At 54.6% G+C, this 13,147-nt stretch carries 10 protein-coding genes and 1 tRNA gene; 3 read left to right on the top strand and 8 right to left on the bottom strand.

Annotation, left to right across the window (positions count from 1 at the left end; all coding sequences use genetic code 11):
• Positions 1 to 12: 12 nt before the first annotated feature.
• The 5 genes from P7079_RS01375 to P7079_RS01355 form a co-directional block, all read right to left on the bottom strand.
• Positions 13 to 3,075 (bottom strand): prealbumin-like fold domain-containing protein, encoded by a 3,063-nt coding sequence (locus P7079_RS01375; RefSeq protein WP_278013054.1) that lies wholly within the window; start codon positions 3,073 to 3,075, stop codon positions 13 to 15.
• Between the two features lie 346 nt (positions 3,076 to 3,421).
• The gene (locus P7079_RS01370) at positions 3,422 to 3,778 is read right to left on the bottom strand and encodes an ABC transporter permease (protein ID WP_278013053.1); all 357 of its coding nucleotides are present in this window, start codon (positions 3,776 to 3,778) and stop codon (positions 3,422 to 3,424) included.
• 165 nt (positions 3,779 to 3,943) lie between these two features.
• Entirely contained in the window at positions 3,944 to 4,924 is a 981-nt protein-coding gene (locus P7079_RS01365) for a ribose-phosphate diphosphokinase (protein WP_376987071.1), read from the bottom strand.
• A gap of 103 nt (positions 4,925 to 5,027) precedes the next feature.
• Positions 5,028 to 6,089 (bottom strand): NTP transferase domain-containing protein, encoded by a 1,062-nt coding sequence (locus P7079_RS01360; protein WP_278013051.1) that lies wholly within the window; start codon positions 6,087 to 6,089, stop codon positions 5,028 to 5,030.
• 54 nt (positions 6,090 to 6,143) lie between these two features.
• Positions 6,144 to 6,214 (bottom strand) — tRNA-Gln (locus P7079_RS01355).
• Between the two features lie 131 nt (positions 6,215 to 6,345).
• On the opposite strand from P7079_RS01355, the gene P7079_RS01350 reads away from it, so the two are divergent.
• From P7079_RS01350 to P7079_RS01340, 3 genes are all read left to right on the top strand, one after another.
• Positions 6,346 to 6,978, top strand: coding sequence for a TetR/AcrR family transcriptional regulator (locus tag P7079_RS01350; RefSeq protein ID WP_278013050.1), 633 nt, complete (start codon positions 6,346 to 6,348; stop codon positions 6,976 to 6,978).
• An 89-nt stretch (positions 6,979 to 7,067) separates the two neighbouring features.
• Positions 7,068 to 8,030 (top strand): ABC transporter ATP-binding protein, encoded by a 963-nt coding sequence (locus P7079_RS01345; protein ID WP_278013049.1) that lies wholly within the window; start codon positions 7,068 to 7,070, stop codon positions 8,028 to 8,030.
• A complete protein-coding gene (locus P7079_RS01340) occupies positions 8,027 to 9,256 on the top strand; it encodes an ABC transporter permease (protein ID WP_278013048.1) in 1,230 nt (409 codons plus the stop codon). Before P7079_RS01345 ends, P7079_RS01340 begins: the two co-directional genes overlap by 4 nt.
• A gap of 65 nt (positions 9,257 to 9,321) precedes the next feature.
• On the opposite strand, the gene P7079_RS01335 is transcribed toward P7079_RS01340, so the two are convergent.
• The 3 genes from P7079_RS01335 to rsmA form a co-directional block, all read right to left on the bottom strand.
• Positions 9,322 to 11,235, bottom strand: coding sequence for an ABC-F family ATP-binding cassette domain-containing protein (locus P7079_RS01335; protein ID WP_278013047.1), 1,914 nt, complete (start codon positions 11,233 to 11,235; stop codon positions 9,322 to 9,324).
• A gap of 4 nt (positions 11,236 to 11,239) precedes the next feature.
• Positions 11,240 to 12,151, bottom strand: coding sequence for a 4-(cytidine 5'-diphospho)-2-C-methyl-D-erythritol kinase (locus tag P7079_RS01330; RefSeq protein WP_278013046.1), 912 nt, complete (start codon positions 12,149 to 12,151; stop codon positions 11,240 to 11,242).
• A 107-nt stretch (positions 12,152 to 12,258) separates the two neighbouring features.
• Positions 12,259 to 13,122, bottom strand: coding sequence for a 16S rRNA (adenine(1518)-N(6)/adenine(1519)-N(6))-dimethyltransferase RsmA (gene rsmA, locus P7079_RS01325; protein ID WP_278013045.1), 864 nt, complete (start codon positions 13,120 to 13,122; stop codon positions 12,259 to 12,261).
• Between the last annotated feature and the right edge of the window lie 25 nt (positions 13,123 to 13,147).

Here is a 13,147-nt window from a genome sequence, read left to right as displayed (position 1 = left end):
TGAATCTTTCTCTTAGTTAATTGTGCGCTTGCGTCCAAGCAGAATAAACACGCCGAGGGAAGTGACAAGCAAAACCCCTGCGCCGATAAGGAAAGCATCGCGTCCGAGCCCTCCAGTGAGCGGCAATTGCGGTGGAACAATTTGCTCGTTTGCAATTGCCTGGTTGCCAGAAAAACTTGCGATCGGTTGCGTAGGTGCCACCGTGAACGTCCGCGTACTACCTTCTCGGCTATACCCCGTAGGCGCTTTCGTTTCCGTCAAGACGTAGGCGCCAAGGGCCAGTCCCCTGACCGAGATGTATCCTTGGCGCGGGTCGGTATCTTGCAGGAAGCCAGCTTCTGGCGTTGGCACCGTAGTGCCAGCTTGTGCTTCCCAATCGCGGATCTTGCCTACAGCAGAGCCACCTTGTTGCTTCGTAATGATCCATTCAGACCCGCCCAGGTGTTGAGCGTTACCCACGCCAACCCCGTCGTAATCAATCGCGGACAAGCTTTCGACACCCACTTTTTCAAAGTTCAAGAACCCTTTAGGTGTATTTGTCAACACACAGTCAACAAGTACTGCCTGAGCAGGAATGCGGAATGTCGAACTGTTACGGGCAGTATTTGCGCTCAGCTGCACATTGAGCGGACTTTGCTGCCCGGCGCGGTCAGTGACGCGGCATTGCAAAGCTGCCCCGTAATCGGTGAGGTTGCGCGTACCCGAGTTCCGCGCCAACGTTTCAGAAACAGTGATCGAAGCGCCCTGTGTGCTCGTCTCCACCGTAATCGGCTGCGAAGTAATCTGGCCGCGTGTACCGGTAGTGGTGACGGACGTTGTGTTCACACCCTCACCGGAAACTGAGAGTACAAACTGATCGGCATTGTCAATACGCACGCCCGAAATTGCCTTTTGCAGCTTCACCTGGGTAGACGGTTTTTCGTACGTATTTGTCACGACACAATTCACTTGCCCCACTGCGTCGTCGGGCACAGTGAATGTTTCACCACTGGATGTGCCCACGCGCGCACCCTGAATCTGCTTAGTCGCACCACCGCTTGAGCGGTAAGTACACTGATAGGAAGCCTGATAATCAGAGAGGGAAGATTTCGAACCTGGCGCCATCTTTTCCGTCAGCTGGAACTGCGTACCAGGGATCATCATGAAGCTCGTCAGTTCTTCACTGCCTTCACCCGTAAGCTTTGTGGTTCCCGAACGTGTCACATTTTCGCCAGTCACCGGATCGGACTTCGCAGTGATGCTCACGGTGAACTGATCGGAAGGATCAGCCTTTCCGCCAACGATCTTCTTCGATACAACGATCGAAGGCGGAGTGAAGAAACCTTCGATTTCGTTGAACTGGTAATCCCATAACCCGCCACCAGGATACTGACGTAATCCGTTAGTTGATTGACGCCACACTTTCGTTTGATTCGAGTAGGCGTTCGTCGTCTTATAGAACGAGGAGCATTGCCCATTCCCCAGCGAGCAACGCATAACGTTGCCAACCTGTGTCTGGTTCGAGGGATCATATCCTTCGCTGTACTGAGCACCGAGCAGAAGGTTTCCGTTACCATCGTAGATCGTTGATTCCGATTTCGGTGTGGCTCCTGGGACTTTTATTTCACGCCCCAAATAATTTACGCCTGAAGGAATCTGACGTGAATTCCGCGTGAAATTGTTTTTATCGGCACCCATGTTTATTGACCCGCCCCGAGGCGTTTGCCATGCGCCAGTTCTTCCTTGTTGCGCGTTCCAGATAGCAACAGGGTTTGCAAGAGCTTGCGAGAGGGAATCACGTTCCACCGTGACCATTGATTTGTACGTCTTCGGAAAATCCTTCCCAATAGCAGTAGCTCGCCCCTCCACTTGTCCATAAACAACAGACAAGTTTCCGTCACGGTCAAATTGGATTTCGACATCGCCTTGCACACTGAGGTTTGAAATACTTTGCGCACTAGGCAGATTGACGTGCCCTAAGTAAACGATCTGCCCTGTAGAAGGCTGACGAGCGAAAAGACGAAGAGAGTTCGTCTCCCCCTTCCCCTTGTTGATGTAATTGCCGTGGCGGGGGCCACCGAAGATGTAGGTACCATCTTCAGCCATAATTCCCACGTTAAAAATCGTTCCCGCCCCTGAGAAAGATAGAGCACGCTCAGGGTTTGTGGCAGTTTTTGCTGTATCGGGATAGTTTTTATTTGTTGTGCTTGCTACCGTTGGATAAATAGCGGTGTTGCTAAAAGGAGGGGTTGACGGGGGCGTAACATAATCTGCACCATTCTTTGATTGCCATTTTGCAACAATAGGGCCTTTACGGGTATCGATTGCATGCCAAAACGCACCATCGCCAGTGTTCTTGTAGTTCCACAAAAGCACCGACCCGTTTCCGGTCGTATCACGCTGATTGGACTCCACTACCCACATCTGCTGATTTTTACGATCAACGGCAAGGCTGTTGAATGTGCCCAGATCCTCCCTGAGATCTCGTTTTTCGCGCTTCCAGTATTGTGCGTTAGACGAAGAAGTACCGTATCCAACTACCCAGGCCAACGAAGCGCTGGGAATATCGTATGTATCCACGACCTTGCCGTTACATACTCGCTGTATCACGCCTGAAGAGGTCATCAGCATCATTGTTTGATCGCCGCAGGACTCGAAATCATCGAGCGTATTTCCGCCCCTGCCCCACAGCGTTTTCTCCGATTCAGGGGACAGTGCAGTAGAAAGTGCAAGCGGAGCGGCAGCTGCACGCTCCGTGAACCGTGGCGTGAGTAAAGGTGACGTAATGGAAGACGCCGTGCTCGTAGCGGAAGGGGAAAGCAATCGAGCAGGTGCAGGTGCAGAGGGCTGAGATGTCAGATCTGCTTCTTGCGAAGTTTGCACTACTGGCGCTGGGTCAGTATTTGTGCCCTCTGGATTGGAGATAGTCGGTAGTGAATGAGATGCACCATCGCCAGGAACCGCAGCTTCTGCCGGATTCTGAGCGTTTTCATCCGGAAGCGTGTCTGAAAAAGCAGCAGGCGCCATCATCGGCATTAGCGCGATGGATACAGCTGTGACTGCACTGGATACTGCTACACGAATGCGCTTGCGCATCGAGCACTCTTCTCTCCCGCCCCCCCACAGGGAGCGGCAGATAAAACAAACAAATTCCATCGGAACGCTAGAAACAATCTGAACCGATCCAAACACAAAGGACTGGATCACAAGGTCAAGATTTCCGAACCTAACGAGAATCGTTTGTTTTATTCGGCTTGTGGCGGTGAGAAAGCGTATATGTGTATTGCGTTAACTCCCTAAACCCATGCATTACTGCAAAAATTCAGAGAATCAACAATTTCGATTGCACTTTATTATTAACTTTTTGAACTGATGTGTCAAATTATCATACGTAAACTGAGAGAAACAATCACTAAAATAGCACCTCACCTGCAATGTCTTGTCACTGAGGTAGCTTCTGAGAAATCCACGCGAATCCATGCCAAGTAATAAGGCCACAAAACGAAAGAATAAAAAGTGAAACCATGACTTGGGCAGTGTCTGCTGATTCTTGACCGCGAACAATCACATACCCTAACCCGTAACGCGCTCCAATCATCTCACCGATCACTGCAGCTGTTATTCCCGCAAGTGCACCTAACTGAACCCCATTGATGATCTGTAATCTCAAGCTGGGAAGCTGAATCTGGAAAAACTTCCTCACACCAGTTAATCCCACCAACTGCGCTAACTCATTGACCTGCGTCGGGATGCTCCTCAAACCGCTGAGCGAATTGACCAACACCGGGAAGAACGTCACTAACGACGATACGAGAGCCGTATTGATGTGTAACGCGAGTTATGAGGCATTGACACGATACGTGGGGGCACTTTGATATGAAGTGCCCCCACGTATCGATCCTGTTAATGGCAGAGCGTGCCGTGCCGAGACACTTGCCTCCTCTACGCACCTACTTACCTACATCTAGCGCTGAGCACCCTGCTCTTCGAAGATTTTGGTCACCGATCCATCATTGAAAACCGCCGCGATTGCCTTTGCAATCACCGGAGCAATTGAAAGCACGGTGAGGTTATCGAAACGCTTTTCCGGCGGAATAGGCACAGTATCGGTCAGAACAACTTCACACGCACCCGAATTTGCCAAACGCTCACGCGCTGGCCCAGAAAGAACGCCGTGGGTAGCGGCGATGATCACGTCCTTGGCGCCTGCATCCTTCACCACACGAACCGCACCAGCAATCGTGCCTGCGGTGTCGATGAGATCGTCAACGATCACAGCCGTGCGCCCCTTGACGTCACCAACCACGCGGTTTGAAGCCGTCTCGTTCGGGCGGGTAATGTCACGCGTCTTGTGAACGAACGCCAACGGCGCTCCGCCCAAACGTGCTGCCCACTGCTCAGCAACCTTGATACGGCCGGCGTCGGGGGACACAATAACTGCGTTGGATGCATCAACTTTGCCGCGCACGTATTCACACAAGGTCGGCATAGCAACAAGGTGATCCACTGGGCCATCGAAGAAACCCTGAGTTTGCGAGGCGTGCAGATCCACCGACATGATTCGGTCAGCACCCGCTGTGGTGAAAAGATCTGCCATCAGGCGGGCGGAAATCGGCTCGCGTCCCTTGTGCTTCTTGTCTTGGCGAGCATAAGGGTAAGACGGCAAAACGATCGTAATACGCTTCGCCGACGCACGCTTGGCAGCATCAAGCATGATCAGTGCTTCCATGATCTGCTTATTAATCGGCCCTTCGAAGGACTGAATAATAAACACGTCCGTGCCCCGAAGCGATTCTTCAAAACGAACGTAGATCTCACCGTTGGCAAAGTCGTAGGCGGTGACCGGAACAAGATCGATCCCCAGCGCCTTCGCTACATCCTGCGCAAGCTCCGGGTGGGCGCGGCCAGAGGCTACCACCAGGTGCTTTTCGCCTCTCTTATGAATGCCAGTTACGTGAACGTTGTAGGCGTTGTCCGTGTTGCTTTCCGCGTTGATCACAGAATTTCTCCCTTGGGAATCGCAGGCGATCTTTTCCTCAGTTCTCAGCCTACTCGGTTGCTCCGTTGAGCACTGTGAAAGGCGGAATTTGCTCCGATTCTTTCACGGTGACGTTCGACGCAACCACGTAAGGAAGTTGCGCACCAGCGCCCACTTCCACGTCTGTCAGCTGAGAATGTGGGCCCACGTGTGCGAATGCGCCGACGTGGGTAGCTCCTGCGAGCACGGTGCCAGGTTCGATCACGGCGTCAGGATCGAGAGTCACGCCAATGCCGATATGCGTCGTCGCAGGGTCAATAATATGGACGCCGGTAAGCATCCAGTGATCGAGAATACGACGGTTCTTTTCCGTGCGGAGCGTGGCGAGTTGAACGAGATCGTTCACACCTTCTGCCTGGACGGAGTCCTCAAGAATAAATGACCCCACGCCGGCGCCAGTACGAGCAGCCTGTGCAATGAGGTCAGTGAGATACATTTCGCCCTGCGCGTTGTCGGTGCCAAGAGTACCGAGCGATTCGCGCAGGAACGCAGCGTCAAAGATGTAGGTAGAAGTGCCGATCTCATTGATCGTGCGCTGAAGATCGGTGGCGTCTTTTTCCTCAACGATGCCGATAATTGAGCCAGTTGCGCCTGGGCTACCAGCAATTTCGTTAGATCCCGGGAAAGCATCGCGCATGATACGGCCGTAGCCGAAAGGATCACTCACGCGCGTAGACAACACAGTGACAGCATTGTCGCCGTGGGCAGCCAGAAGCTGTGCAAGCGCCTCAGTAGTGAACATTGGCGAATCGCCTGCCACGATGAGCACCGCACCTTCACAATCATCAGGAAGTGCCTGCAAACCACACCAAGCGGCGCGACCAGTTCCCTTCACATCATCTTGATCAGCAATAAGGGCGTCAGGGGCAATCTCACGAAGATGTTCCACTACTCGCTCACGCTCATGGCGAACCACGAAAACTTCATGATCGGGTTCAAGCCCAGCAACTGCGAGATGCATATGCCCCACAAGGGATGCGCCATTCATCTCAAGCAGAACCTTTGGGATAGAGGACTTGATGCGGGTGCCTTTACCTGCTGCTAAGACGATTGCGGCGCTGAGCTTAGCCACTGTTCCTCCCATTAAATAGGCATAAGCGGCGCTAGGCATTCACCTGCGCCGCAGTTCCCCCACAAGGATTCGAACCTCGACTAAGGGTTCCAAAGACCCGTGTGCTGCCGTTACACCATGGGGGACAGCACTCACTATTGTGCCAAAAGTCCGCCACACTCGGCAACACGGAAAGAAATATCGTCACCAATCCCGTCTCACACCATCAGTATTCAAGCCGGCCCGCAGCACACAACACACTGACATAATGGGGGTCATGACTGAGAAAAAACGCCAACGGATGTCGCGGTTGGAACGTCGCGAACAACTGATCAAGATCGCCCGATCACTCTTCGCACGTCATGGCTATGATGCCGTTTCCATCGAGGAAATCGCTGCAAGTGCAGGCGTTTCCAAACCTGTCATCTACGAACATTTCGGAGGTAAAGAGGGCCTGTACCAGGTGATCGTTGACCGTGAGACACAAGCGGTGGGAACGTTGCTGGCAGATTCACTCAGCCCCGAGATTTCCCCTCGATGCGCTCTCGAACGCGCAATCTATGGACTCTTCAATTACATCGACGCACATCCGGACGGTTTTTCGTTGCTCATCCACCAGTCCCCGGACGCACTCGACGCCGGAAATTTTTCCACGATTCTGTCCGATATTGGCGACTACCTCACGTCACTTTTAACTCCGTACTTCACCCAACTCGGTCTCAATGAGGACGCCGCCCCTCTCTACGCGCAGATGCTCGCTGGAATGGTCGGACTCACCGGACAGCAGTGGGCAATGACCCGTGAGCCAGATAAATACGCGCTCGCCGCGCATGTAGTCAACCTCGTGTGGAATGGGCTACATAACCTGGAAAAAGATCCTCGCTTGGGCACAATTGACCACCCCGAGTAACTGCGGATCACAGACAATTCTTGTGTGACACGCGCTGGGGTAGCCGGGTAACCTTAGAGAGAATTAACCTCAACGAGGAAGGCCTCTCGATGACCTTAGAAATCGATCATCTCCGCAAGCGCTTTGGGGCTACCCAGGCACTTGACGGAATGAGTTTCACCGTTGAACGCGGCGACGTGTTCGGCTTTGTAGGCTCAAACGGCGCCGGCAAAACCACAACGATGCGGATTATGCTCGGTGTTCTCAGCGCCGACGACGGCGAAGTTCGCCTCGACGGCAAAAAACTGAACTTCGACTCACGGCGCGGTTTTGGCTACATGCCAGAAGAGCGCGGTCTCTACCCCAAACTCATGGTGGGCGAACAACTCATCTACTTGGGCGAGCTTCAGGGGATGACCAAAGCTGACGCAACGAAAGCAATGGAATACTGGACAGATAGGCTCGGCGTGTCCGCACGTCGGTCAGACACCGTCGAAGCCCTGTCTCTCGGCAACCAGCAGCGAGTTCAGCTCGCCGCTGCACTCATCCACAATCCACAGATCATGGTGCTCGATGAACCGTTCTCTGGACTAGACCCGCTGGCAGTTGAAGATATGAGCAGTGTCTTACAAGAAAAGGCTGAGGCAGGCGCCACTGTCATTTTCTCCTCACATCAGCTCGATCTCGTTGAGCGACTGTGTAACCGTGTGGCCGTAGCGTCACTGGGCAAAATTGTCGCTTCTGGCACACTCGACGAACTGCGCACCACCGAACATCCGTATATCGACGTCGTCACTCAAGCCGCAGATTCGGCCGCACGCGACGCACTCCTCCCCCTCGGCGTCGGCGTCACTGGCACCGACGGGCACCTGCGCATTGCGCTGACTGACGAGATCTCCGATCAGGATGTCTTGCGTGCGCTCCTTGCCGTGGGACCTGTTGAAAGCTTCACCCCCTACCGTCCACACCTCAACGAATTGTTCTCACACCTCGTCACCGTTCCGCCGCCTGCTCCCGCAAAACCCGCAAAGAAGAAGAGGGGCCTTGCCGCCCTGTTTGGAGGCCGCAAGTGATCGCCACAATTACCAAGCATGAGTTTTTAGCAGTCGCTAACGCGAAAGCATCCAAGGTGATGCTCGGGGTGACGATCGGCATCTTCCTGATTCTGGGAATCGTCGGACGGATTTTCTTGCCTGATCTCAATGCCGATACGCCCGCAGAAGAAACTCACCCCACAGTGCTCGTGGTCGGTATTGAACCGCAGATGGCGCAGTATCAGAAAACTGCCGAAGCCATCAGCAAAGGCATAGCCCCCACACCTGTTGAGTTCGCGCAGGTTACCCCTGAAAATGCAGAAAAGTGGCTGAAAGAAAAGGACGACGCCGATAACCAGATCGGCATTGTTCTTGCTGGTGAGCCCGGCAAGCCCACGACCGTGCAGATCGGCTCAGACCGAGATAACGTCATGGCTCGCACATTCCTGAGCCACGTGGCGACCGCTTGGGTAGTAGAGCAGGCAACGGGAAAGAGCGCCACTCCTGAGCAAATCACGAGTCTCCAGTTCGCCTCTGATCTGCCGTCAAAGGAAGTGTCGAATGGCGGACTTGGCAACATGTTCGCGAACCCGTCAAAGATGGCTCCTGCATTCGTGACGCTGACCCTACTGATGATGTCAATCGTCATGGGTATTTCTCAGATCGGCGCGGGAGTGGTTCAGGAGAAACAGTCGCGTGTGGTGGAAATCCTGCTCTCGGCTGTCCGTCCGCATCAGCTGTTAACAGGCAAGATCCTGGGTATCGGCGCCTACGCACTAATGTTCTACGCGGCCACGATGGCATCGATTGTCGCTGCCGTCTATATCGCCGGGCTAGGCTCCTTCATCTCAGTGACATCACTTCTGAGCTGGTCACTCATCTGGGTCATCATCGGATTCTTCACCTACGCCACATTCACAGCTGCAGTGGCTGCGACGGTCTCGCGTCAAGAAGATCTGGCTCAAGCGAATATGCCCATTACTTTGATCGCCTTAGTTGGCTTCTACGTAGCGCTGTACCTGGTGCCAGCCTCACCGGATGGGCCAGTAACCGCCGCACTGTCGTACGTGCCGTTCCTTTCACCATTTATGATGCCGATGCGCGAAGCATTTGGAGCAGTCCCCGTATGGAGCCAGATCCTTTCGGCTCTCATTTCGGTGGCAGTGTTCCCGCTGCTCGCATGGGTAGCTGGGCGCATCTACAAGGGTTCTGTGCTGCGTACAGGAAAGCGAATCAAGCTCACCGACGCCTTCCGAGGCAAGTAACGGTGTCAAAAAGGTGGAGCAGCCATCCTGGCTGCTCCACCTTTTTATACCCAAAAGTTACGGGCTTAGCTCCAGCGTTCCGCTTCCTCGGCGGCGTCGAGCCACTGAAGTTCTAGCACCTCGTGATCATTTTTGAGTCCAGCGATCTCACGACCAAGCCCAGCCAACTCCTCGTATGCGCCTGTATCGGCAACATTCGCACTGACGTCAGCAAGTTTCACTGCGAGTTTGTCAATTTTCTCGGTGAGTTTGCTCATCTGACGTTCAAGGCGAGCCATCGTTTTCTTCGCAGCACGTTCCTTGGCCGGGTCAGACGTTGTCTTTTCTTCGCCAGCCGCCGCACTACTTCCCGACGCCGGCGTGTCACTCCCGCTCAACAGCGTTTCTTCCTGCCGTAGCTCAAGGTACTGATCAACGCCGCCAGGTAAGCCACGCACATGATGATCAATCACAGCGATCTGATGATCGGTGGTGCGCTCAAGGAAATAACGATCATGAGAAACAACGACGAGGGTACCTGGCCAGGAATCAAGGAGGTCTTCCACAGCAGCCAATGTGTCCGTATCAAGATCGTTGGTTGGTTCGTCAAGAAGCAACACATTCGGCTCCCCGATCATCAAACGCATCAACTGCAAACGGCGTCGCTCACCACCGGAGAGCTCCCCCACTTTCGTCCATGCACGTTCGCGAGTGAACCCCAACATTTCCACAAGTTGCGAAGCTGAAAGCTCCTTCTTCCCGACCATCACATGGGAAGCGACATCATGAACTGCTTCAACCACACGCCGCTCGCTGATTTCGTCAAGTTCATGTGTTTCCTGCGAGAGCGTTGCCAGCACAACAGTTTTTCCGCGCTTTATGCGCCCCGACGTCGGCACCATCGATCCATTCAGTAAGCCGAGCAACGAAGATTTGCCTGCTCCGTTTCCGCCCAGGATTCCGATTCGTTCTCCTGGAGCGAGGCGTAACGTGACGTCTTTGAGGGTGAAGGCCACTTCCGCATCTCTCACAGCTGCTTGCGTGTCCGTTTCCATCGCATCACAAGCGTCGGCGTCGTAGGAGAACCACACGTCCTCAAGATCGACTACTTGCTTACCCAAGCGGGAAGTCGCCATTTTCGCCAGCTCAATTGTGTCACGCGGAGGTGGTTCATTCGCGATAAGCTCGTTGGCTGCTTCAATGCGGAAGCGTGGCTTCGAGGTGCGTGCCGGAGCGCCGCGGCGCAACCACGCTAACTCCTTGCGTAGCAGATTTGCGCGTTTTTCCGCGCTCGCCTGAGCAATACGTTCACGCTCGGCACGCTGCAAAACGTAGGCAGCGTAGCCACCTTCGTATTCTTCGACATAACCCGGCTGCGGATTACGCCCGCCCGCACCGTCATGACCGGGAACAACTTCCCATAGACGATCACAAACGGCGTCGAGGAACCAGCGATCGTGCGTAACGACCACAAGTGCGCCCTCTCCACGCCCGAACCGTTCGTTGAGATACCGTGCGAGATAGGTGATTCCTTCGATATCGAGGTGGTTCGTTGGCTCGTCGAGAACGACGACGTCGGACGGCTCAGCGAGCGTGGCAGCGAGAGCCACACGCCGACGCTGTCCGCCCGACAGCTCCCCGACCTTCTTCTCCAACGGAATATCGGGGATCAGGCCATCATGCAAGGAACGCATCGCCGCATCAGAGGCCCATTCAAACTGCTCAGAATCGCCGTGAATCGCCTGCGCTACAGAGTCATTCGGATTGAGTGAATCAGCCTGCGAGAGCAGAGAAAAACGGGTGCCACTGACCATCGTCACCTGCCCGACATCGGGGGTGAGCGCGCGCGTCATCAGTTTCAGCAACGTCGATTTTCCACCGCCGTTCGGGCCGACGATGCCGATTCGGGCACCGTCGCCGAATGAGACGTTGACATTGCCCAAGATCGGGCGTGAACCGAGGGAGATACTCACGCCCTCAAAACCGAGAATATGGGCCAAGATACTACTCCGCGTGAGTGACGTGTGCTCCGCGGACTGGCCCGTGAGCTACCGTGATTGTGTGTGAAGGGAAATCGTGACGTAGGCCTTCTGCCAGTTCAGGAGCTTCGTCTGCGTCTGACAAAATCAAAACAGTTGGGCCTGAGCCGGAAAGAAGCACAGCGTACCCGGCATGTTTGAGATCGTCGAGAAGTGCAGCGACGTCAGGACGCAATGCGCGTGCTGGGGCTTCAAGATCATTGACCAACAATCGAGCGAAATCTTGAGGCTGCGAAGAATTCAGTGCGCGTCGAAGATCTTCAGTGGACGCCGGATCAGTGGCCTGAGGGTGAAGGACATCAAACTGACGGAAAACAGCCGGCGTCGATAAACCCTCACTTTGGGACAGAATGACCCATGTGTGTTTCGTACCCGCGCGCACTGGCGAAATCTTCTCACCACGCTCAGTACCGTGAGCCACAAAACCGTGGACTGCGAACGGCACGTCCGAGCCGAGCTGAGCGGCAAGTTTTTCTAACGTAGAAATCGGAGCATTGATTTCCCATAGCGCGTTTAATGCCACGAGGACGCCTGCAGCGTCTGCACTCCCACCGGCCATTCCACCGGCGAGAGGAATCTCTTTCATAATCTTCATCCGCGCGCCGAGGCCGTCAGCTGGATCGCCCTGTCCTCCGCCAAATTCTCGCCTCATCAACAGCGCTGCTTGCATCGCAAGATTTGTTTCATCTGTGGGAAGATCCGCGCCCAAACCTGTCATTTCAAGGGAGAGTTCATCATCGGCCCACACCTCAATACAGTCACGAACATCCACTGCTTCGTAGACGGTGTCAAGAGAGTGGAAGCCATCTTCGCGCACACCGCCCACGCGCAAAGCGAGATTGATCTTTGCCGGGACAGTGACTGAGACATAGCGCATAGAACTCATTCTACGGCGTGATACACACTTCATTCACCCCGGTTTCGCAATCCGGGAATATTCCCATTTCGAGTGACAGCCAGAATCAAGGAGACGACGACTCGCGATTAACGCGCCGCCGCGATCTTCACGAAGTCTGCGATTTCGAGCTTTTCACCGCGCTGTTTGGGATCGATTCCGGCACGCAAAAGAATTTCCTCTGCCAATGCAGGGCTACCCGCCCACGTCGTCAGTGCAGCACGCAAAGTCTTGCGGCGTTGAGCGAAGGCGGCATCAATCACCTCGAAAACAGCTTCGCGGCTCGCTCCGCGTGGATGCTCGCGCCTGGTCATGTGGACAAGCGCAGAATCGACATTAGGAACGGGCCAAAAAACGTTTCGAGAAATTTTTGCCCCGCGGCTCACGTCGGCATACCACGCCGCTTTCACACTCGGAACCCCATACACACGCGAACCAGGCTTTGCGGCCAGGCGATCAGCCACTTCCAACTGCACCATGACGGTGACCGACTCAAGGCTAGGCAACGTTTCGAGCGCGGTAAGCAAGATCGGAACAGCCACGTTGTACGGAAGATTCGCCACGAGGTGCGTCGGCATGAACGGCCCCGACGACGCCGGGGGCACCGCAAGCGAATCCGGGCCAGTCATCGTCATAGCGTCTCGCAGCACAACAGCGAATCGTTCTTTTGCCTGTGGCGCAAATTCGGCAACCGTGTTTTCCAGTGCAGCGGCGAGCGGAGGATCAATTTCCACTGCAGATACCTCAGCCCCTGTTTCCAGCAGGGCAAGTGTTAGGGAACCGAGCCCCGGCCCAACTTCAAGCACACGACTGGAACCTGACACACCGGCGTCACGCGCAATTTTGCGCACAGAACCAGAATCATGCACGAAGTTCTGTCCAAGAGCTTTCGTGGGTGAAACGCCAAGACGTTGCGCGAGTTCGCGAATCTGAACCGGGCCGAGTAACTGCATAGTGGAAGTATAACCGCCATACCGC

The organism is Arcanobacterium canis, from assembly GCF_029625435.1.
In the GTDB taxonomy this organism is placed as follows: domain Bacteria; phylum Actinomycetota; class Actinomycetes; order Actinomycetales; family Actinomycetaceae; genus Arcanobacterium; species Arcanobacterium canis.
The sequence above is the reverse complement of the archived record's forward strand: the minus strand, read 5'-3'. Positions and strand labels throughout refer to the sequence as shown.

Bases quoted from the DNA above. Each gene is read 5' to 3' on its own strand.
- P7079_RS01330 (WP_278013046.1), bottom strand. From the start codon at position 12,151: ATGCGCTATGTCTCAGTCACTGTCCCGGCAAAGATCAATCTCGCTTTG.
- P7079_RS01350 (WP_278013050.1), top strand. From the start codon at position 6,346: ATGACTGAGAAAAAACGCCAACGGATGTCGCGGTTGGAACGTCGCGAA.
- P7079_RS01345 (WP_278013049.1), top strand. From the start codon at position 7,068: ATGACCTTAGAAATCGATCATCTCCGCAAGCGCTTTGGGGCTACCCAG.
- rsmA (WP_278013045.1), bottom strand. From the start codon at position 13,122: ATGCAGTTACTCGGCCCGGTTCAGATTCGCGAACTCGCGCAACGTCTT.
- P7079_RS01375 (WP_278013054.1), bottom strand. From the start codon at position 3,075: ATGCGCAAGCGCATTCGTGTAGCAGTATCCAGTGCAGTCACAGCTGTA.